The following is a 21068-nucleotide window of genomic DNA, read 5'->3' as shown; positions in this document are numbered from 1 at the left end:
TCGCCGCGCCGATGGGCGCCGCGGCGGCCCGCGGCCCGCGCGGCTTCAACCGCCTCGTCCGCCCCTTGCGCGAGCCCCCCCTCGTCTCCGTCGTCATCCCGACCCGAGACCGCGCCGAACTCGTCGCCACAGTGCTCGACGGCCTGTTCGCGGCGACCGACTACCCCCGCCTCGACGTGATCGTCGTCGACAACGACAGCCGCGAGCCGCAGACCGCCGCCCTGTTCGCACGCCATATTCAGGATCCCCGCTTTCGGGTCCTGCCGGTGCCGGGCGCCTTCAATTTTTCGGACCTCTGTAACCGAGGCGCCGAGGCGGCGCGCGGCGATATGCTGCTCTTCCTCAACAATGACATCGAGGTGATCGAGCGGGGCTGGCTGACGGAACTGGTCTCGATCGCCCTGGATGAGAGCATCGGCGCGGTCGGCGCCAAGCTGCTCTATCCGGACGGCACCCTGCAGCACGGGGGCATCGTCCTCGGCATCGGCGGCGTCGCCGGCCACAGCCATCTCGGGCTGCCGGCGGAGGACCCCGGCTATTTCGAGCGTATGGTGCTGTCGCAGGAAGTCTCGGCCGTCACCGGCGCCTGCCTCGCCATGCGCCGGTCGGTGTTTTCCGAAGTGGGCGGTTTCGATGCGAAGCACCTGAAGGTCGCCTTCAACGATGTCGACCTCTGCCTGCGGGTGCGCGAGGCCGGTTATCGCATCGTCTGGACGCCGCATGCGCGGCTGATCCACCACGAATCGAAGAGCCGCGGATCCGAGGACAGCCCGGAGAAGCGCGCGCGCTTCGAGTCGGAATGTCGGGTGATGCGCGAGCGCTGGGAGCCGCTTCTGCGCGCCGACCCCTACTACAATCCGAACCTGTCCCGCGTCGCCGCGCATTTCCGGCTCTGATGCCCGGCACCGCGTCAGGTCGTCGTCGGCGCTTTGCCAGACGGACGATCTTCGCTAGAGGTTGCGCCGCAACACGGAGCCGGTTCCTCGGCTCCGGCGTCGGGGAGTCCGCCACTTGCGCATAGCGATGATCGGCTCGGGCTATGTCGGCCTGGTCTCCGGGGCGTGCTTCGCCGATTTCGGCCACGACGTGATCTGCGTCGATAAGGACCCGGCGAAGATCGAGGCGCTGCAGGCCGGCCGCATCCCGATCTTCGAGCCGGGTCTCGACGCCTTGGTCGGCGACAACGTCCGGCAGGGGCGGCTGTCCTTCGCCACGGAACTGGCGCCGGCGGTGGCGGGGGCCGACGCGGTCTTCATCGCGGTGGGCACGCCCTCGCGGCGCGGCGACGGCTTCGCCGACCTCTCCTACGTCTACGCCGCGGCCCGCGAGATCGCCGGCGCGATTGCGGGCTACACCGTGGTCGTCACCAAATCGACTGTGCCGGTGGGTACCGGCGACGAGGTCGAGCGTATTGTCCGCGAGGCGGCGCCGGACGCGGATTTCGCCGTGGTCTCGAACCCGGAATTCCTGCGCGAGGGCGCGGCGATCGACGACTTCAAGCGGCCCGACCGTATCGTCATCGGCACCGAGGACGCCCGCGCGGTGGCCGTGATGAACGAGGTCTACCGCCCGCTCTACCTCAACGCCGCGCCGATCCTGGTCACCGGACGGCGGACCGCCGAGCTGACGAAATACGCGGCCAACGCCTTCCTGGCCACCAAGATCACCTTCATCAACGAGATCGCCGATCTCTGCGAGCAGGTCGGCGCCAACGTGCAGGAGGTCGCCCGCGGCATCGGCCTCGACAACCGCATCGGCAAGAAATTCCTCCATGCCGGCCCCGGCTACGGCGGCTCCTGCTTCCCGAAGGACACGCTGGCACTGGTGAAGACCGCGCAGGACCACGGCGCGCCGATGCGGATCGTCGAGACGGTGGTGGCGGTCAACGACCAGAGGAAGCGTGCCATGGCCCGCAAGGTGATCATGGCCTGCGGCGGCTCGGTGCGCGGCAAGACGATCGCTCTGCTCGGCCTCACCTTCAAGCCGAACACCGACGACATGCGCGACGCGCCCTCGCTCTCGATCGTGGCCGGGCTTCAGGATGCCGGCGCGCGGGTACGGGCCTACGATCCCGAGGGCATGGATCAGGCCCGGCCGCTCCTGAACGACGTCACCTACGCACAGGATGCCTATGATTGCGCCGAGGGCGCCGACGCCCTGGTGATCGTCACCGAATGGAACGCCTTCCGCGCGCTCGATTTCGCGCGGTTGCGCAAGGTGATGTCCGAGCCCGTGATGGTCGATCTGCGCAACGTCTACAGTCGCAGCGTCGGCGAACGGCATGGCTTTCGCTACACGAGCATCGGTACGGCGTGATCGATCCGAGCCGGCAAGCGATCGAACGACGTCTCAGGCTGCGCGGCACCCCTCCGGCGGCGCGGCACGGCCCAGGGTCCGATTTACATCGATCGCCTATGTTTGCATCATCTTCTAATTGCCGTAATCGTCTATGGCGTTCTGCGGCAATACTGGCGGTCGTGAGATCGAATGCGGTGCGATTGGATCGTTTGCAAATCCTAATCTGATGAGTGACGGCCACACGGCGGGGTAATCGCTACCCGAGGCCTGCCTTCCGCCGCTGCCTGCAGTGACGACCACATCGATGCCATACTAAGGGTCGATGGAACGCCGACGAACAGGCTTCCATCCCTCCGCCTGGCGTACCCCTTCACGAGCGCGTGCGAATCGAACGTGACCAAGCGAACTGACATCGCGATCATCGGTCGTGCCTGCCGCCTGCCCGGCGCTTCGAGCGTCGACGGCCTCTGGCAGCTTCTCAGCGAGGGCCGCTGTGCCGTCTCCACGATCCCGGCGGACCGCTGGCCGCTCGAGCGCTTCGGCCATCCGCGTGCGCAGGAGCGGGGCAAGAGCTACACCTGGGCCGCGGGCGTCGTCGACGACGTCTGGTCGTTCGACCCCGGCGTGTTCGGCGTCTCGCCGCGCGAGGCCGAGCAGATGGACCCGCAGCAGCGGATCCTGCTCGAACTCACCTGGGAAGCCCTGGAGGATGCGGGCCTGCGCCCCTCCGGCGTGGCCGGCAGCCAGATCGGCGTGTTCGTCGGCGCGTCGTCGCTCGACTACGGCAACCTGCGCATCCTCGACACCTCGTCGGGCGATGCCTACGCGGCGACCGGAAACGTCCTGTCGATCCTCTCGAACCGCATCTCCTACATCTACGACCTGAAGGGTCCGAGCTTCACCCTCGATACCGCCTGCTCATCGTCGCTCGTCGCCCTCGATACCGCGATCGTCGCCTTGAACAGCGGGCAGGTCGATACCGCGATCGTGGCCGGCGTGAACGTGCTGGCGAGTCCGTTCAATTTCGTCTCGTTCTCGAATGCCGGGATGCTCTCGCGCACCGGGCTCTGCCAGGCCTTCTCGGCCAATGCCGACGGCTACGTGCGTGCCGAGGGCGGTGTCGTGCTGGTGTTGCAGACCGCCAAGGCGGCGGCGCGTGACGGCAGCCTCGTGCGCGGCGTCATCGCCGCGAGCGGCGTGAATTCGGACGGCCGCACCTCCGGCATCTCGCTGCCGTCGAGCACGGCCCAGGGCGCGCTGCTGGAACAGGTCTATCGCGATGCCGGGATCGCACTCGATTCCATCGCCTTCGTCGAAGCGCACGGGACCGGCACGCCGGTGGGCGACCCGATCGAGGCCAACGCGATCGGGTCGAAGCTCGGGAAGGGTCGCAAGAGCCCGCTTCCGATCGGCTCGATCAAGACCAATATCGGCCATACCGAGCCGGTCTCCGGCCTCGCCGGCCTCCTCAAGGCAAGTCTCGCCCTCGAACACGATCTGATGCCGCCTTCGCTGCACGCGGCCGAACTCAACCCGGAGATTCCGTTCGAGGCGCTGAACCTCTCGGTGAACCGCACGCCGCTCAAGCTGGTGCGTGGCAAGGCGGAGCGCTTCGCCGGCGTGAATTCCTTTGGGTTCGGCGGCACCAACGCCCACGTCGTCATCACCGACCCCGCGCCCGCCGCAGCGCCGGCCGCCGGCGCTCATAAGCCGGAGGTGCTGCTGCTCTCGGCCCAGAGCCGGGCAGCGCTCAACGAACTCGCCCTCGACTATGCCGACCGGCTGGAAACCGCCGATCCGTCCGAGGCCGGCCGCATTGCCGCTGCCGCCGCCCATCGCCGCGAGCGCCTCCCCGCCCGCCTCGCCGTGCCGCTCAACGCCAAGGCCGACGCCGTCCAGGCGCTACGGGCCGTCGCCGAGGGCGAGGATACGGATGCCGCCCTCGTCGGCATGGCCGCCGAGCGTTCGGCCGAGACGGCCTTCGTCTATTCCGGCAACGGCAGCCAATGGGGCGGCATGGGCCGTGAGGCCTACGATGAGAACCCGATCTTCGCAGAGACCTTCGACCGGGTCGACGCCCTGTTCACGCCGCTTGCCGGCTGGTCGCTGAAGGAGGCGATGTTCGCCGAGGATATCGAGGAGCGGCTCGGTCTCACGCGGATCTCGCAGCCCCTGATCTTCGCGATCCAGGCGGCGTCCACGGCAGCGCTCAAGGCGCAGGGCCTCACGCCCTCCTACGTCCTCGGCCACAGCGTCGGCGAGATCGGCGCGGCCCACGCCGCCGGCATCCTCAGCCTGGATCAGGCGGTGAAGGTGATCTTCCACCGCAGCCACCACCAGGAGACGACCCGCGGCCTCGGCTCGATGGCCGTGCTGCTCGGCCCTGTCGAGGAGATGGAGGCGTTCCTCGCGGATTACCCGACCCTCGACATCGCCGCCTACAACAGCCCGAAGGCCATCACCGTCGCCGGGCCTGTCGAGACGATCGAGGCGGCGATGAAGGCACTTGCGCGCAAGCGCCGGCGCGGCCGCAAGCTCGACCTCGACTACCCCTTCCACGGCCGGCTCATGGACCCGACCGAGAAGCCGCTGCTGCGCGACCTCGCGGGCCTCGAAGCCTCGGCCGGCCATACGACGATGATCTCCACCGTCACCGGCGGCATCGAGCCGGGCTCGGCCTATGGTGCCGGCTACTGGTGGCGCAACATCCGCGAGCCGGTGCAGTTCTGCGACGCCCTCCAGGAGGCGGCGCGCCGGGGCGCGCGCGTCTTCGTCGAGGTCGGTCCGCGCGCGACCCTGCTCTCGCATGCCGGCGACGCCATCGAGCCGCTCGGCATCGAGATTGCCACCGTCGGCGTGATGCACCGCAAGCAAGCGGGCGGCGATCCGATCGCCAAGGCGCTTGCCGCAGCCCTCGTCGCGGGGGCGGCTGTCGACGAGACCAAGGTCTTTGGGGCCAATCCGGCCGGCGCCGTCTCGCTGCCGTCCTATCCCTGGCAGCGCCGCAGCTTCCGCCTGCCGGAGACGATCGAGGGCTTCGGCCCGATGACGTCGAGCCATTATCATCCGCTCGTCGGCGTCCGCCTCGCGGCGGACGGCCTCGAATGGCGTGCTGCCCTCGATGCCAAGATGGTGCCCGAACTCGACGACCACCGCATCGAGGATCAGGTCATCCTGCCCGGCGCGGCCTTCGTCGAGATGGCGCTGCAGATCGCTCGTGAAACGCATCGCTCCGAGAGCGTGGTGCTCGCCGACCTGGAAATCCAGGCGCCGATGGTGTTCGCCGACGACGCGCTGCGTGAAGTCTCGGTGCGGATCGCCGGCAGCGGCAACATCGTCCAGATCCTGAGCCGCCCGCGCCTGACGCAGGCGCCGTGGCAGCTCCACGTCTCGGCCAAGATCGTCGACGGGACCTATGCGCCTGCGGGACGGCTCGACATCGAGATGCCGGCCGGCCATGCGGTGGCGGGGGAGGATCTCTATCGCCGTGCGGCTGCCTCCGGCCTCGGCTTCGGCCCGAGCTTCCGGCAAGTCGCCCTGGCGGCCCGCATCGACGACACCACGATCGTTTCCGAGCTGAAACCGGCCGAGGCGGATGCGCGCTACGGCCTCTCGCCCGCGCGCCTCGATTCCTGCTTCCATGGTCTGATCCTGCTCTTCGCCGAGTTGCTCGGCGCGGATTCGACCAAGGCCTACGTGCCGGTCCGCTTCGGCGAGATCCGCCTGAACCGTCCGGGTGCGGTGATCCACCGCGCGATGATTCGCGTGCGCCGTTGCAACGAGCGCAGCATCCTGGCCGATTTTACCCTTACGGACGCCGACGGAGAGATCATCGCGACGATCCGCGAGGGCCGCTTCCAGGCGCTACGCGTCAAGGGCGGCAGCGAGCTGTCGGCCTACGCCATCGCGCAGACCACCGAACTCGCCACCGAGCCCACCGCGATCCCGCTGGAGCGCCAGCCGAACATCGCCGAGACCGTCAGGCCGGGCGCTGCCAAGGCCATTCTGTCGGACGAGGAGCCGCTTGGACCGGGTCACCTCCTCCTCGAAGGCTGGGCAACGGCGGTGGCCTACCGCCTCGCGAACGGGCTCTCGCGTGGCGGCCGGGTCGAGCTGACGAAGCTGCCCGAAGGCCTGCGCCCTTGGGCGCTCAATGCCCTTTACGCCCTGGAGAGCAGCGGGCTCGCCACGCATGACGGCCGGGTCTGGAAGGTGCGGGGCGACGTGACCCTGCCGCGTCCCGAAGAAATCATGCGTTGGATCGCGGCAGACCATCCCGAACTCTCCGCCGAGCTGGTTCTGATCGCCGACGTGACGGCCCTCGTCGCACGTCTCCTCGACGGCACGTTGTCGAGCGCACCGAGCCTGCCGCAGGCCGCGCTCGACGCCTTCGTCATGCGCAGCGCCACGGCGCGTGCTTCGGCCGACGTCGTCGCTCGGATCGTTGCCGCGACCCGCAAGGCCCTGCCCCAGGACCGGGCCCTGCGGATCCTTCAGGTCGGCTTCGGCCCGCTGTCGAGCAAGGCCGCCGCCTTCGCCGGCTCGGTTCAGGCCCAGATCACCGTCTTCGATGCGGACCGACGGCTGGCCGAGCGTGCCCGGCTCGCCCTGCCGCGCCGGGTCTCGGTGGTCGAACTTGTAGAGGATCTCGCTCCGGCCTCCTTCGACATGATTCTGGCGAGCGACGCGTTGCATCGCGCCGACCGCGCCCTGCTCGATGCGTTGGCGAGCGCCCTCGCCACCGGCGGCGTCCTCGTCGCCGTCGAGCCCACCAACGCCCTATTTCGCGACATGGTCTTCGGCCTCGATGCCGGCTGGTTCGCGGGGACCGCCGAAATGCCGCATAGCCGGCTTGAGGACGTCGCCGGCTGGCAGCGCGTGCTCAGCGCCGCCGGGCTCGTGCGTGTCACGGCCGACCGTGCAGCGTCGGCCAACGGCAACGACCTGCTGCTGGTCGCCGAGGCGCCGGTGCGCCAGCGGGCGGCCCACGGCCAGAGCTTCGCTTTCGTCATCGGCTCCGAGGACGCGTTCGCCGCCGAGACGGCCTCCTCGCTGGCGACCCTGCTGGTGGCTGCCGGAGTCCATGTCTCCATCATCCTCGATTCCGAGCAGTCGCTGCTGGAACTGGAGCGCGAGAGCCCGGACACCGTTGTCTTCCTGGCCGGCGCCTTCACCCATGGCGGCGAGGCGGCCGAGCGCCTGCGTGACCGCTGCCTCAGCCTGAAGCGCTGCGCCGAGCATCTCGGCAGCCGCCAGACCCGCCTTTGGGTGGTCGCCCCCGGCGCGACCCGCGACCGCGGCGGCCATATCGGCGCGATCGAGGCCGGTCTCTGGGCCTTCAGCCGGTCACTCGCCAACGAGACCGCGACGCTCGACGTGCGCCGCGTCGACCTCTCGCCCGCCATGTCCTCGAAGCGCTCGGCCGAGCGCCTGCGCGACCTGATCTTGTCCGGCACGCCTGAGACCGAGATCGTCCTCGACGACGAGCGAACCAGCGTCGTGCGCTTCCATCCGGGCCTCGCGGCCCGCCGCATCGGCACCGATGCCGAGGCGGCCCCGGCCGCGCGGCTTGAGCGCAGCAATGCCGGCGGCCTCAACGAGATGGCCTGGGGACCGGCCGAGCGGGCCAAGGCCGGACCCGGCGAGATCGAGATCGCGGTCGAGGCCACCGGCCTCAACTTCCGCGATGTGCTCTGGGCGCTCTCGATGCTCCCGGAAGAAATCCTGGAGGACGGCTTCGCCGGCCCGCGCCTCGGCCTCGAAGTCGCCGGCCGCGTGGTTTCGCGGGGACCGGGCGTCACCGACTTCAACGTGGGCGATCCGGTCGTCGCCTTCGCCCAATCGGGTTTCGCCACGCATGTCGTGGTGCCGGAGGCGGTCGCCGCGCCGATGCCCTCGGGCATGGATCCGTCCGCCGCCGCGACCGTGCCGGTCGCCTTCCTCACGGCCTATTACAGCCTCGTCAGCTGCGCGCGGTTGCGCAAGGGCGAGTGGGTGCTGATCCATGGCGGTGCCGGCGGCGTCGGCCTCGCCGCGCTCCAGGTCGCCCGCTGGAAGGGCGCCCGAGTCATCGCCACCGCGGGTTCTCGCGAAAAACGGGCGCTGGTCGAGGCGCTGGGTGCCGAGCACGTGCTCGATTCCCGCTCCCTCGCCTTCGTCGACGACGTCCGCCGCATCACAGGCGACGGCGTCGACGTGGTGCTCAACTCGCTGTTCGGCGAGATGATGGAGCGCTCCCTGAACGTGCTGAAGCCGTTCGGCCGCTTCGTCGAGCTGGGCAAGCGCGACTATGTCGCCAACACCCATATCGGCCTGCGTCCGTTCCGGCGGAACCTGTCGTATTTCGGCGTCGATCTCGATCAGGTGCTGCAGCATCAAGGCGAGGACGGCGCGCGGATGTTCCGCGAGGTGATCGCGCTGTTCGCCGACGGCGGCCTGAAGCCCCTGCCCTATCAGCCCTTTACGGCAGACGAGGTCTCGGACGCCTTCCGGCTGATGCAGCAATCCGGGCATGTCGGAAAGATCGTCATCACACCGCCGAAGGCCGGCAGCGTGCCGCGCGAGCGCAAGGCGCCCTTCGCGGTGTCGAGCCACGGCGTGCACCTGATCACCGGCGGTCTCGGCGGCTTCGGCATCGAGGCGGCCCGCTGGCTGGCCGACCGCGGCGCAAAGCGGCTGCTGCTGGTCGGACGCTCTGCCAAGCCGAGCGAAGAAGGCCTGACGGCGATCGCCGAACTCGAAGCCAAGGGCGTCTCCGTCGAGGTGAAGTCGTGCGACATCACCAGCCGCAAGGCGGTCGATGCGCTGATCGCGGGCGTCGAGAAGACGGGCAAGAAACTCGCGGGCGTGATCCACGGCGCCATGGTGCTGCAGGACGGCCTGATCGCAAACCTCGAGCCCGAGGCTCTGGAGGCGGTGATCCGGCCGAAGGTCATCGGCGCGCAGGCGCTCGATGCCGCCACCCGCAACCGCCAGCTCGACTATTTCGTGCTGTTCTCCTCGGCCACCACCTTCATCGGCAATCCCGGACAGGGTGCCTATGTTGCCGCCAACGGCTTCATGGAGGGCCTCGCCCGCCAGCGCCGTCGCCTCGGCCTGCCCGGTCTCGCGGTTGCCTGGGGCGCGATCGGCGATGTCGGCGTGCTCGCCCGCAACCGTGCGGTGATGGAGACGCTGGCCGGTCGTGTCGGCGTGACGCCGATGGACGCGCGCCACAGCCTCGACCTGATGGCCGAGGCGCTGGCCGCTCAGGGACCCGCCTCGGACGAGGGGGTCGTTGCCATCGCCTCGATGCATTGGGGTAAGGCGCGCGAGCGCCTCGCGACCATGCGTTCGCCGAGCTACGGCGATCTCGGCTCCGACCAGCAGGCCGAGCCCGGAACGGTCGCCGCCATCAACATCGCGGCGCTTCTCAAGGGCGCCGACATCGACGCGGTGCGCAAGGTCGTCGCCGACGCCATCGTCGAGGACATCGCCCGCATCCTGCGGCTGCCCAAGGACGACATCAGCCGGACCCGGCAGCTCTCGGAGATCGGTCTCGATTCGCTCATGGGCGTCGAGCTCGGCGCCAGCCTGCAGGAGCGCTTCGCCCTCGATGCGCCGCCGGCCGGCATCTCGTCGGGCCTGACGGTGAACGAACTCGCCGACACCCTGATTCAGGCGGTCGCGACACCGGTCGACGAGAGCGCGGGTGCGTCCCTGGTTCTCGCCCAGAAGCATCTCGGGGACATCGACGCGAAGATGCTGGTGCCGTTCCAGGACCTCGTCGAGCAGAACACCCTGGACATCAAAGAGATCCTGCAATGACCCAGTCTGCGAAGCCGGACGACGGTCGCGCCGCGCTTGCGGGCTTCGTCACCAACCGCCTCGGACGCAGCGCCAGCCGTCCCGCCCCCGCGCCGGCGGGAAACGCGGGCGCCGACAAGGAAACCGCCCAGGATTTCGAGAAGCTGGCCGGCTACCGTGAACTGAAGCTGCAGCGCTCCGCGGCCGACCTGATCGGTCTCGCCAACCCGTTCTTCCGCGTCCACGACGCCAAGGCCGGCGCGACGACGCGGATGGAAGGCCGGACCTTCACCAACTTCTCGTCCTACGATTATCTCGGCCTGAACGGGCATCCCGCCGTCAGCGGCGCTGCCCGAAAGGCAATCGACGCGTTCGGGACCTCCGCTTCGGCGAGCCGGATCGTGGCGGGCGAGCGGCCGGGCCATCTCAAACTCGAAAAGGCGCTCGCGGCGCATTACGGCACCGAGGCCTGCGTGGTGATGGTGAGCGGGCACGCCACCAACGTCACCGCGATCGGCGCGATCCTGGAGCCGGCCGACGTAATCTTCCACGACGCGCTGATCCACAACAGCGTGGTCACCGGAGCGCAGCTCTCCGGGGCGCAGCGCCGTTCTTTCGCCCACAACGACGCCGCCTCGCTGGAGAAGCTGCTGGAGGCGACCCGGCACGAGCATCGGCGCGCGCTGATCGTGGTCGAGGGGCTCTACAGCATGGACGGCGATGCACCTGACCTCGCCGCCTTCGTCGAGCTGAAGCGCCGCTACGATTGCTGGCTGATGGTCGACGATGCCCACGGGCTCGGCGTGCTCGGCCGCACCGGTGCGGGCCTGCACGAGCATTGCGGCGTCGACGTCTCCGACGTCGATATCTGGATGGGTACGCTCTCGAAGACGCTCTCGGCCTGCGGCGGCTACATCGCCGGCCCATCGGTGCTGATCGAGTATCTCAAATGCACCGCCGGCGGCTTCGTCTACAGCGTCGGCCTCTCACCGCCCCTGGCCGCGGCTGCCGATGCGGCCCTGACGGTGATGCTCGCCGAGCCCGAGCGCGTCGAATGCCTGCGCCGCAACGGCAACCTTTTTCTCTCGATCGCGAAGAAGAACGGCCTCAACGTCGGCACCAGCCTCGGTCTCGCGGTGATCCCGGTGATCGTCGGCGATTCGCTGAAGGCGGTCACGCTGTCGAACCGGCTCTATGCCCGCGGCATCAACGTCCAGCCGATCATCCACCCGGCCGTGCCCGAGCGCGCCTCGCGTCTGCGCTTCTTCATCACCTCGGAGCACACGACCGACCAGATCAAGGAGACCGTCGCCGCGATCACCGAAGAGCTGGCGGCGTTGGAAACCGGCAGCACCCTGATCGAACAGCTGATGGCCCGCCGCGGAAGCTGACCGGCTCTGCCGGCATTCCGAACGAAAACGGCCCCGATCGCGAGATCGGGGCCGTTTTCGTTTGGAAGCGTTCGGATCACATCCCGTAGGCGACCTGCCGGCTGTTGCCGAGCTTGAGGTTGCGGAAGCGCGCCATCGCCCAGAGCGGGAAGAATTTCGGGTAGCCGTGGTAGCGCAGGTAGAACACCCGCGGGAACCCGGTCGCCGTGTAGCGCTCCTCGGACCAGAAGCCGTCGGCGCCCTGCGTTCGGGTCAGGAAGTTGACGCCGCGGGCGACCGCCGGATCGTCGACCTCGCCGGCCGCCATCAGCGCGAGCAGCGCCCAGGCCGTCTGCGAGGCGGTGGAATAGCCCGCCTCGAATTCCGGGTCGACCTTGTAGGACGAGGCGTCCTCGCCCCAGCCGCCATCCGGGTTCTGGATGCGGATCAGCCACTCCACCGACCTGCGGATCTGCGGATGGCTGCCTTCGACGCCGGCGGCGTTGAGCGCGCACAGCACCGACCAAGTGCCGTAGATGAAGTTCATGCCCCAGCGGCCGTACCAGCTGCCGTCCGTCTCCTGGTCGTTGAGCAGGTAGGTCACGCCGCGGTCGAGCGCCCGGCTCGACTGGCGGGTCTCGCCGAGCTGCGACAGCATCGAGACGACGCGGGCGGTTACGTCCGCGGTCGGCGGGTCGAGCAGCGCGCCGTGATCCGAGAACGGGATGTGGTTGAGGTAATGGTGGTTGTTGTCGGCGTCGAAGGCCGCCCAGCCGCCGTCGGCGCTCTGCAGGCCCTCGACCCATTCGCGCGCGCGGGCGATCGGGGTCGAATAGTCCGGCATGTCGGAGACGAGGCCGTGCTGGCGCATGGCCCGGTCCATCGCCATCACCACGACGGCGGTGTCGTCGAGATCGGGATAGTGCGGGTTGGCGTACTGGAAGGCCCAGCCGCCGGGGCGCACGTCGGGCTTGGTCGCGGCCCAGTCGCCCTTGATGTCGAGCACCTGAAGCGGGGTCAGCCAGTCGAGGCCGTCGCGGGCCGCGCCCTCGGCCTGGCCGCCGCCCGCCTCGAGCAGGGCATGCGCCGAGAGCGCCGTGTCCCAGACCGGCGACAGGCAGGGCTGCACGTAGGCTTCGTGCTCCTTCTCGGCGACGAGCTTCTCGATCGCCTCGCAGGCGATCCGCACCTGCGGGTGGTCGGTGGCATAGCCGAGCACGTCGTACATCAGCACGGAGTTGACCATGGCCGGGAAGATCGCGCCGAGGCCGTCTTCGCCGTTCAGCCGCTCGCTGACCCAGGCCACGGCCTTGTCGATGGCGCGTCTGCGCGGGGTCTTCGGGAAATAGCGTTCGGTCTTCTGAAGCACCCGGTCGATGCCGCCGAAGATCGGGGTCCACGGCCAGGTGGCGTGCGGGCTGCCGGGCCAGGAACGCACCGAGTCGGGCGGGGTCGTGAACAGCTCTTGGATGCGAATGCCGCGCGGATTCTTTGCCAGCGGCTTCTTCGCCTGCAGCACGAAGAGCGGCACCATGGTGCAGCGCGCCCAGTACGAGACCTTGTCGAGGTGGAACGGAAACCACGTCGGCAGGTGCATCACCTCGACCGGCATGGCCGGCACGGCGCGCCACGGCACCTCGCCGTAGAGCGCGAGCATGAAGCGGGTGAAGACGTTGGCGTTGCGCGCGCCGCCGCGGCTGAGGATCGCCGCGCGCGCCTTGCGCATGTGCGGTGCCTCGATGTCGTCGCCGATCATCTTGAGCGCGAAATACGCCTTGACCGTGCAACTCATGTCGAAGGCGCCGTCATGGACGAGCGACCAGCCGTGGTGCTTGCCGCTCTGCGTCCGGCGCAGGTAGTTGCCGATCTTCTGTTCCAAACCGGGACGCGGATTGGTCGCCCGGAACTGGTGGAACAGGATGTATTCGGAGGGGATGGTCGCGTCCGCTTCGAGCTCGAAGCAGATATGGCCGTCGGGCTGGACCAGATCGGACAGGGCGCGCGTGGCGGCATGGATGCCGCGCTCGACCGAATCGAGGGAGATGTCGCGCGTCTTCGCGCGCTGCAGCGACTCGACCTTGGAGTCGGGCTTGTGTGCAGCAGCCTCTCGCATCGTGTCCGCCTCGAAGATCCTCGTTCCTGCCGTCATGCGTCAAGCCGCTCCGCGTGCCTGTGTCCGCACGCACGCATCGGACCGGGCAGACTTGCCCGAACCGATGATCGCATGCGCGGCGTTCGTTCCCGACCGGATGGCGCCCTCGATGGTCGAGGGCAGTCCGGTCGCCGTCCAGTCGCCGGCGAGGACGAGATTGTCGTAAGCCGTCGATGCTCCCGGGCGACGTGCGGCTTCCGCGGGCGTCGCTGCGAACGTCGCCCGCTTCTCCTTCACGATCTGCCAGCTAGGCAATTCCCGTGCAAGTCCGTGGAGATCCGCGATCTCCCGCCAGATCTGCCGGGCGAGTTCGTCGCGCGGCACGTCGAGCAGGCGGTCGGCGCCGCTGATCGTCACCGAGAAGCGGTCGGGATAGGCGAACAGCCATTCGGTCAGGCCGCCGACGACACCGAGCACCAGCGGGCTGCCGGGGGGCGGTACGCCCACGAAATGCGCGTTGACGATGGAGCGGAATTCCCGCGGCGCCGGCAGGCCGGGCATCAGGTCCGAGGCGACCCAGGGCGGCACGGCGAGGACGACGCCGTCGTCCGGCCCGATCACGGTCGGCTCGTCGGTGAAGTCGAGGCGGGTGATGGTCTCACCCTGGGACTCGATCCCACGCAGGCGCCGGCCGAACCGAATCTCCGCGCCGCGCCGCGTGAGATACGCGATCGCCGGGTCGACGAAGGCCGTCGAAAGTCCCTCCACCGCCACCAGCGGCCGGCAGGCATTGCCCCCGGCGCCGAGCGTCTCGCGCAGGATGGTCGCGGCGAGGCCGACATCGCTCTCGCGCGGGTCGGTATTCAGCGCGGCGAGAAGCACCGGCTGCCAGAGACGCTCGTAGAGCGGGCCCTCGCAGGGAATCGTCTCGCCGATGGTGCCGGCCTTGCCCGGTTTTTTGCCGGAGGCGGCCAGCATCAGGGTCAGCGGCGCGAGATAGTCGCGTGCTCGGCTTCCCGGCACGCGGCGCGAGGAATCGAGCACCCACCAGGGCAGCCGCCCGGCATTGGGCCGCAGCGTCCAGCGCTCGCCCGTGCGCAGATCCGCAAAATCGAAGGCGGCCTCGTCCGGCCCCTGCAACGCGTCGGCCGGCGCGCCGATCGTCTTGAGGAAGTCGAGCGCCGAGCGGTTGCCCGACAGCAGCAGGTGGTTGCCGTTGTCGATGGTCAGGCCGAGGGTGGGGTCGAAATACGAGCGGCAGCGCCCGCCGGCCTGCTTCGCCGCCTCGTGCAGCACGACGCGGTGGCCGGCCTCCGCGAGGGAGACTGCGGCCGACAGCCCGGCGAGCCCGGCGCCGACGACGTGGACGGTTGCCCCCATCACACGATCCCGTGCCGCAGCGCGACGCCGATGAGCGACAGCTTGCCGGGCTTCACCCGCGCCCGTGGAGCCTGCCAGCCACGTTTCACGACCGCGTCGAGATATAGCGAATAGGCGCCGGCCATCAGGCGCGCGGCTTTGGTGGCGCTGCGCGAATTCCGGCCGATGATCTCCCAGGTCGCGCGGTAATGCGCTTGCGCCTCCGCCGCGACGCCGGCGCAGACCTCGGCGAGGCGCGGATGCGCCAGGGCGCTCTGCGGCGTCGGATGTTTCAACCCGACCGCCTGGAATTTCTCCAGCGGCAGGTAGAGGCGACCGCGCTCGGCATCCTCGTCGATGTCGCGAAGGATGTTGGTGAGCTGGAGCGCCCTGCCCTGGTGCCAGGCGAGCTTGATCCCGTCCTCCTCCGGCATGCCGAAGATGCGCACCGAGAGCCGGCCGACGGCGCTGGCGACGCGGTCGCAATACAGGTCGAGTTTCTGCTCACTCGGCGCGACGATGTCCTCGACGGCGTCCATCGCCATGCCGTCGATGACGTCCTGGAAGTCCTGACGCTTCAGGCCGAACTGCTTCACCGGGCCTGCCAGCGGCTCTACACGCGGCGCCGGGTTTCCTGCGTAGAGGGCATTGATGTCGGCGCGCCAGCGGTCGAGCTCGGCCGCACGAACCTCGCGCGCGCCGCCGTCGTCAGCGACGTCGTCGACCGAGCGGCAGAAGGCGTAGACCGCGTACATCGCCTCGCGGCGCTCGGGCGGCAGCAGCCGCATCGCCGTGTAGAACGACGAGCCGGCGGCCGGCAGCGCAGTGGCTTCCGCTGCGGCGGGAATGGCGGTGGCGCTCATCGGCCGGCCTCGGCCGTGGCTTGGCGGATCGCACGTCCGCGGAATGGCCGGCGCACCAGCGTTTTCGCGATGCCGCCGAGCGCCGTCACGGCGAAGCCGGCCTTGCCGTGGTGGACCTTTTCGGAAAGCGGATCACGCGTGAGCAGGCCCTTGGTCAGCACGACGGCGAGGCGGTGGATCGCGGCGATCTCCAGGCTGAGGCGTAAATCGTCGATCAGGTCGGGCAGGACGGCACCCTCTTCGAGCAGCACCAGGGTGCAGCGGGCCAGTTCGCGGATCACGCCGAGCAGTTCGGGCGAAGCCTTGTCCGCGCCGAGCATCGCGACGTCGGCGCCGTATTTCGCGAGCGTGTCCGCCGGGATGTAGACGCGGTCGAGGTTGCGAAAGTCCTTCCCGCAATCCTGGAGGTGGTTGAGAATCTGGAGCGCCGCGCAGATCGCGTCCGAGGCGGCCCAGACCCGGGCCGGGTCCTCGCCGTGCAGGTCGAGCACATAGCGGCCCACCGGCATCGCCGAGTAGCGGCAATAGTGGATCAGCTCGTCCCAATCCGCGTAGCGGTTCTTGCGCGCATCCATGCGGAAAGCGTCGAGGAGTTCGAGCGCGTGGGTCGGCGGCTCGGAATGTTCGGCGAGTTCGCGCCGCAGCGGCGCGGCCTCCGGGTCGGGCGGCCCCTTGCCGGTGAGCGCGTCGGCGAGGCCGTCGAGCATCGCGATCTTGCGCTCTGGCGTCAGGTCGGTGTGGTCGGCGATGTCGTCGCCGGCTCGCACGAAGTCGTAGAAAGCCAGGATCGCCCCGCGGTAGCGCGGATGGATCAGATGCGAGGCGACGGGAAAGTTCTCGTCCTTGTGGCCCTTGCCCGAGCGCGTCTCGGTGGCGGTCTGTATGCCGGCACTCATCTCAGGGCTCCCGACTGCTTGAACCAAGCCAGAGCGTCGCTGAGACCCTCGCGGTAGGGCCGCGAGGTGTAGCCGAGCTCGGCCCGCGCCTTGGCGTCGGAGAAGAACATCCGGTATTTCGACATGCGCACGCCGTCGATGGTGGCGAGCGGCGCCTTGCCCGTCACCCGCGCGATCTGCTCGGAGATGAAGGCGATCGGGTAGATGACCGCGTAAGGCAGCCGCGTGGTCGGCGCCTTGCGTCCGACCATCTTGGCGATGTCGGCGAGCATCGTCGCCAGCATCACGTCCTGGCCGCCGAGGATGTAGCGCTCGCCGATGCGGCCCTTCCGAAGCGCCAGCAGCTGGCCGGCGGCGATGTCGTCGACATGGGCGAGGTTGAGGCCGGTATCGACGAAAGCCGGGATCTTGCCTTGAGCCGCTTCGAGGATGATGCGGCCGGTCGGTGTCGGTTTCACGTCGCGCGGGCCGATCGGTGTCGAGGGGTTGACGATCACGGCCGGCAGCCCGTCGCGAAGCACCATCTCCTCGACCACGCGTTCGGCCACGACCTTGCTGCGCTTGTAGGCGCCGATGGCGGTCTCGGGTGTCAGCGGCCGGGTCTCGTCGGCGGGCGTGCCGTCGTCGTGCGGTTTGATGGTGGCGACGCTCGACGTGTAGACGATCCGCTCCACACCGGCCTTCAGCGCCTCCTCCATCAGGATGCGGGTGCCGTCGCGGTTGGTCCGGACTATCTCTTCCATGTCCGGCGCCCAGAGCCGGTAATCGGCGGCGGCGTGGATCAGGTAGCGCTGCCCGCGCATCGCGGAGGTCACTGCGGCGCGGTCGCGCATGTCCGCCTCGACGATCTCGACGTCGGTCCAGGTCAGGTTGGTGCGCGGCGAGGAGGCGCGCACGATGATGCGAACGCGAAAGCCGGCCGCACGAAACACGTCGACGAGGGCGGCGCCGAGAAAGCCGCTCGCACCGGTGATGAGCACGGGCCCCGGTTCGAATGGGCCGCTTGATGTCGGCTCTGTCATGTCTCTCGCGTCGACAATGAGGAAAACGCCCGGGCCGACTCGGCCCGGGCGTTCATGAAGCGCCGGGCGCTTGTCTCACCGATACTGCGACGCAGCAAGCTCAGGCGAGGCGCAGGCGGCTGGCCTTGTTGTCCTGCTGCGGCAAGGCGGCCTTGACGGTCTTGACGATGGCGTCGGCATCGAGGCCGGCCTCGGCGTACATCTTCTCGGGCTTGTCGTGGTCCTGGAAGCTGTCGGGCAGGGTCAGGGTGCGGACCCGGACCGTACCGGCATCGAGGGCGCCCTTGGCCGAGAGCAGGTGCAGCACCATCGCGCCGAAACCGCCGACCGAGCCCTCCTCCATCGTCACCAGAACCTCGTGCGTCCCGGCGAGGTCGAGGATCAGGTCCTCGTCCAGCGGCTTGGCGAAGCGCGCGTCGGCCACGGTGACGGCGATGCCGGCCTTCTCAAGATCGTCTGCCGCCTTCAGCGCTTCGCCGAGGCGCGTGCCGAGCGAGAGCAGCGCGACGCGCGCATTCGCGGGACGCCGGATCACCCGGCCACGGCCGATGGCCAGCGGCTCGCCCTGCTCGGGCAGCTCGACGCCGACGCCCTCGCCGCGCGGGTAGCGCAGCGCGATCGGGCCGCTGTCGTGCGCGTGGCAGGTCGCCACCATGTGCACCAACTCGGCCTCGTCGGCGGCCGCCATCACCACGAAGTTCGGCAGGCAGCAGAGATAGGCGAGATCGAAGGCCCCCGCATGGGTCGCGCCGTCGGCGCCCACCAGCCCGGCCCGGTCCATGGCGAAGCGCACGGGCAGATTCTGGATCGCGACATCATGCACGACCTGGTCGTAGGCCCGCTGCAGGAAGGTCGAGTAGATCGCCACGAACGGCTTGTAGCCCTCCGTCGCCAAGCCCGCCGCGAAGGTCACCGCATGCTGCTCGGCGATGCCGACGTCGAAGGTCCTGTCGGGGTGCGCCTTGCCGAACAGGTCGATGCCGGTGCCGCCGGGCATGGCCGCGGTGATCGCCACCACCTTCGGGTCGGCATCGGCCGCCTTGATCAGGCTCTCGCCGAAGACGCGGGTATAGGCCGGGGCGTTGGGCTTGGCCTTGGCCTGCACGCCCGAGATCACGTCGAACTTGACCACGCCGTGGTAGCGGTCCGCGCTCGCCTCGGCCGGGCCGTAGCCCTTGCCCTTCTGCGTCACGACGTGGAGCAGGATCGGGCCCTCGCTCGCATCGCGGACGTTCTTCAGCACCGGCAGCAGGTGGTCGAGGTTGTGGCCGTCGACCGGGCCGACATAGTGAAAACCCATCTCCTCGAACATCGTGCCGCCGCCGACGACGAGGGAGCGGGCGTATTCCTCGGCCTGCACCGCGCGCTCGTAGAGCCGCTTCGGCAGCAGCTTGCCGAGTTGCTTCGCCGTCTCGCGGATCGAGCGGTAGGTATCGCCCGAGGCAAGCCGCGCGAGGTAGGCCGACATCGCGCCGACCGGCGGCGCGATCGACATGTCGTTGTCGTTGAGGATCACGATCAGCCGCGAATGCAGCGCGCCGGCATTGTTCATGGCCTCGTAGGCCATGCCCGCCGACATCGAGCCGTCGCCGATCACGGCGATCATGTTGCGGCGGTTTTTTGGGGTTTCGCCGCGCGCCTTCAGATCGGCTTCGTGCAGGTCGCGGCCCACCGCCATGCCGAGCGCGGCCGAGATCGAGGTCGAGGAATGCGCCGCGCCGAAGGGGTCGTACTCGCTCTCGCTCCGCTTGGTGAAGCCCGACAGGCCCCCGCCCTGGCGCAGCGTCCGGATGCGATCGCGCCGTCCGGTGAGGATCTTGTGCGGATAGGCCTGGTGGCCGACATCCCAGACGATGCGGTCGGAGGGCGTGTCGAAGACGTGATGCAGGGCCACGGTCAGCTCGACCACGCCGAGGCCGGAGCCGAGATGCCCGCCGGTCACCGACACGGCGTCGATCATCTCCGCCCGCACCGCATCGGCCACGGCGCGGAGGTCCGATTCCGGCAGACGCCGCAACGCGTCCGGGGTCGAGATCGAGTCGAGAATGGTCTTGTCTACGAATGCCACCGAACCAGCCTCATGTCCGGAGTAAGGAAAGGCGCGCAAGATCTTGCGCGAGCTGCGTGTTTTGATCGGCGCGCGCCATGGAAGCCATGCGGCAGGCGCCCGCTATTCCACGTCGAGGGGAGCGACGGAGGCCGCCTGGCCGTCGGAGCCGAGGGTGATTCGCTGGATGCGGGCCTCGGCCCGCTTGAGCAGCGACTCGCAGTGGCGCTTCAGGGCCTCGCCGCGCTCGTAGATCTCGACGGACCGGTCGAGGGGCACGTCGCCCTTCTCGAGCTGACGCACGATCTCTTCGAGTTGCGCCAGCGCCGCCTCGAAGGGCAGGTCTTCGGGCACGACGTCGGGCGCCTCGGGCACAGGGGCCGGCGCGGCGGTTCGAGCTGCGTTCATCCCTCACATCCCATCGGGCGGGTTATGCCGGTGCAGCCGCAGCCGCACAAGTCCGGTGGAGTGCGCGGGGCCGCAGCCCCGTGTGTGGTCCGGCTGATCATCTCGGGCCAGTAACGCATGATGGCCGGATTCCGTCGCGTTTTCTTCAGGCCAGGGCGAGGTGGAACGGCGTGCCCTCGTAGGCCTCCGCGCCACGGCCGATCCCGGCGATGGCGACGACCATGCGCCCGTCCCGTTCGAGCAGGCCGTCGGCGATCTCGACGAGCAGCCGGTTCGGGGTCGCCGAGGGGGAGGCCCGGCGCAGCTCCGACGCGATCGCGCCCTCGTCCTGCTCCGGCTGGAGTGCGCAGGCGGCAACGTAGAGCGCGGCGGTCGAACGGCTGATGCCGGCATAGCAATGGATCACCAGGGGCCGGGCGCGATCCCAGCCGCGCACGAAGTCGAGAAGGGCACGGACATGCGCCTCCGCCGGCAGGATGTGATCGGCTTGCGGCGCCGAGATGTCGCTGACGCCGAGGACGAGATGGCGCTCCGCCTCGATCGCGGGCGGCCGCCTGACGGCGGTGCCGGCCGTGAACAGCGTGACGAGGTGGCTCGCCCCCGTCGCCGCGACGGTTTCGGGCAGGCGCGCCAGCGAACAGGCGTGGAGGGTCGGCATCGGTCTCTTCGGTTCAGGATCGAACGGGGAATTGCCCGGCGGGGAGGGCCGCCGTCAACGCCGCGAAGCGGGCGAGGTAGCAGGCCTGCACGGCGGCGGTCGGCTTGCAGACGATCCAGGTCTCGATGTCGCCGATCACCGCTTTCGGCAGCGCGGGCGTCCGGCCGAAGATGCGCCCGGCCTCCTCCTCCGAAAAGCCGGCGAGCCGGACCGCCTCGATCGCGGCCGCGATCCGGTCGGCCCGCTTGACGAGACGGGCCAGGGCCGGGG

At 69.3% G+C, this 21068-nt stretch carries 12 protein-coding genes and 1 pseudogene; 4 read left to right on the top strand and 9 right to left on the bottom strand.

What is annotated here, in order from left to right; genetic code table 11:
- The 4 genes from FV217_RS17985 to FV217_RS17970 all read left to right on the top strand — a co-directional run.
- A partial coding sequence (locus tag FV217_RS17985) for a glycosyltransferase family 2 protein (RefSeq protein ID WP_147818546.1) occupies window positions 1–896 on the top strand: 896 nt, incomplete at its 5' end.
- 115 nt (window positions 897–1011) lie between these two features.
- Window positions 1012–2316, top strand: coding sequence for a UDP-glucose/GDP-mannose dehydrogenase family protein (locus FV217_RS17980; RefSeq protein ID WP_147818545.1), 1305 nt, complete (start codon window positions 1012–1014; stop codon window positions 2314–2316).
- A 375-nt stretch (window positions 2317–2691) separates the two neighbouring features.
- Window positions 2692–10104, top strand: coding sequence for a type I polyketide synthase (locus tag FV217_RS17975; protein ID WP_147818544.1), 7413 nt, complete (start codon window positions 2692–2694; stop codon window positions 10102–10104).
- On the top strand, window positions 10101–11474 hold the full coding sequence (locus FV217_RS17970; protein ID WP_147818543.1) for an aminotransferase class I/II-fold pyridoxal phosphate-dependent enzyme: 1374 nt from the start codon (window positions 10101–10103) through the stop codon (window positions 11472–11474). The genes FV217_RS17975 and FV217_RS17970 overlap by 4 nt, the downstream gene beginning before the upstream one ends.
- A gap of 76 nt (window positions 11475–11550) precedes the next feature.
- Here FV217_RS17970 and shc read toward each other — a convergent pair whose 3' ends face one another.
- From shc to FV217_RS17925, 9 genes and pseudogenes are all read right to left on the bottom strand, one after another.
- A complete protein-coding gene (shc, locus tag FV217_RS17965) occupies window positions 11551–13566 on the bottom strand; it encodes a squalene--hopene cyclase (RefSeq protein WP_147818547.1) in 2016 nt (671 codons plus the stop codon).
- Between the two features lie 39 nt (window positions 13567–13605).
- Complete coding sequence (gene hpnE, locus FV217_RS17960) at window positions 13606–14925, bottom strand: hydroxysqualene dehydroxylase HpnE (RefSeq protein WP_147818542.1); 1320 nt, start codon at window positions 14923–14925, stop codon at window positions 13606–13608.
- A complete protein-coding gene (gene hpnD, locus FV217_RS17955; RefSeq protein WP_147818541.1) occupies window positions 14925–15767 on the bottom strand; it encodes a presqualene diphosphate synthase HpnD in 843 nt (280 codons plus the stop codon). Before hpnD ends, hpnE begins: the two co-directional genes overlap by 1 nt.
- On the bottom strand, window positions 15764–16663 hold the full coding sequence (hpnC, locus tag FV217_RS17950; protein WP_147818540.1) for a squalene synthase HpnC: 900 nt from the start codon (window positions 16661–16663) through the stop codon (window positions 15764–15766). Before hpnC ends, hpnD begins: the two co-directional genes overlap by 4 nt.
- Window positions 16660–17685: a hopanoid-associated sugar epimerase gene (hpnA, locus tag FV217_RS17945; protein WP_147818539.1), complete on the bottom strand. Its 1026-nt coding sequence runs from the start codon at window positions 17683–17685 to the stop codon at window positions 16660–16662. The genes hpnC and hpnA overlap by 4 nt, the downstream gene beginning before the upstream one ends.
- Window positions 17686–17785: 100 nt before the next feature.
- Window positions 17786–19753, bottom strand: coding sequence for a 1-deoxy-D-xylulose-5-phosphate synthase (dxs, locus tag FV217_RS17940; protein WP_147818538.1), 1968 nt, complete (start codon window positions 19751–19753; stop codon window positions 17786–17788).
- A 102-nt stretch (window positions 19754–19855) separates the two neighbouring features.
- Window positions 19856–20140: an exodeoxyribonuclease VII small subunit gene (locus tag FV217_RS17935; protein WP_147818537.1), complete on the bottom strand. Its 285-nt coding sequence runs from the start codon at window positions 20138–20140 to the stop codon at window positions 19856–19858.
- A gap of 145 nt (window positions 20141–20285) precedes the next feature.
- Window positions 20286–20798 (bottom strand): protein tyrosine phosphatase, encoded by a 513-nt coding sequence (locus FV217_RS17930; RefSeq protein ID WP_147818536.1) that lies wholly within the window; start codon window positions 20796–20798, stop codon window positions 20286–20288.
- A 13-nt stretch (window positions 20799–20811) separates the two neighbouring features.
- Window positions 20812–21068 (bottom strand): annotated as a pseudogene (locus FV217_RS17925) (hypothetical protein); the annotation flags it as partial.

It is taken from the genome of Methylobacterium sp. WL9 (genome assembly GCF_008040035.1).
In the GTDB taxonomy this organism is placed as follows: Bacteria; Pseudomonadota; Alphaproteobacteria; order Rhizobiales; family Beijerinckiaceae; genus Methylobacterium; species Methylobacterium thuringiense.
The sequence above is the reverse complement of the archived record's forward strand: the minus strand, read 5'-3'. Positions and strand labels throughout refer to the sequence as shown.

Excerpts from the sequence above, each read along its gene's own strand:
- FV217_RS17970 (WP_147818543.1), top strand. The coding sequence starts at position 10,101 with ATGACCCAGTCTGCGAAGCCGGACGACGGTCGCGCCGCGCTTGCGGGC.
- shc (WP_147818547.1), bottom strand. The coding sequence starts at position 13,566 with ATGCGAGAGGCTGCTGCACACAAGCCCGACTCCAAGGTCGAGTCGCTG.
- hpnE (WP_147818542.1), bottom strand. The coding sequence starts at position 14,925 with ATGGGGGCAACCGTCCACGTCGTCGGCGCCGGGCTCGCCGGGCTGTCG.
- hpnD (WP_147818541.1), bottom strand. The coding sequence starts at position 15,767 with ATGAGCGCCACCGCCATTCCCGCCGCAGCGGAAGCCACTGCGCTGCCG.
- hpnC (WP_147818540.1), bottom strand. The coding sequence starts at position 16,663 with ATGAGTGCCGGCATACAGACCGCCACCGAGACGCGCTCGGGCAAGGGC.
- hpnA (WP_147818539.1), bottom strand. The coding sequence starts at position 17,685 with ATGACAGAGCCGACATCAAGCGGCCCATTCGAACCGGGGCCCGTGCTC.
- FV217_RS17935 (WP_147818537.1), bottom strand. The coding sequence starts at position 20,140 with ATGAACGCAGCTCGAACCGCCGCGCCGGCCCCTGTGCCCGAGGCGCCC.
- FV217_RS17930 (WP_147818536.1), bottom strand. The coding sequence starts at position 20,798 with ATGCCGACCCTCCACGCCTGTTCGCTGGCGCGCCTGCCCGAAACCGTC.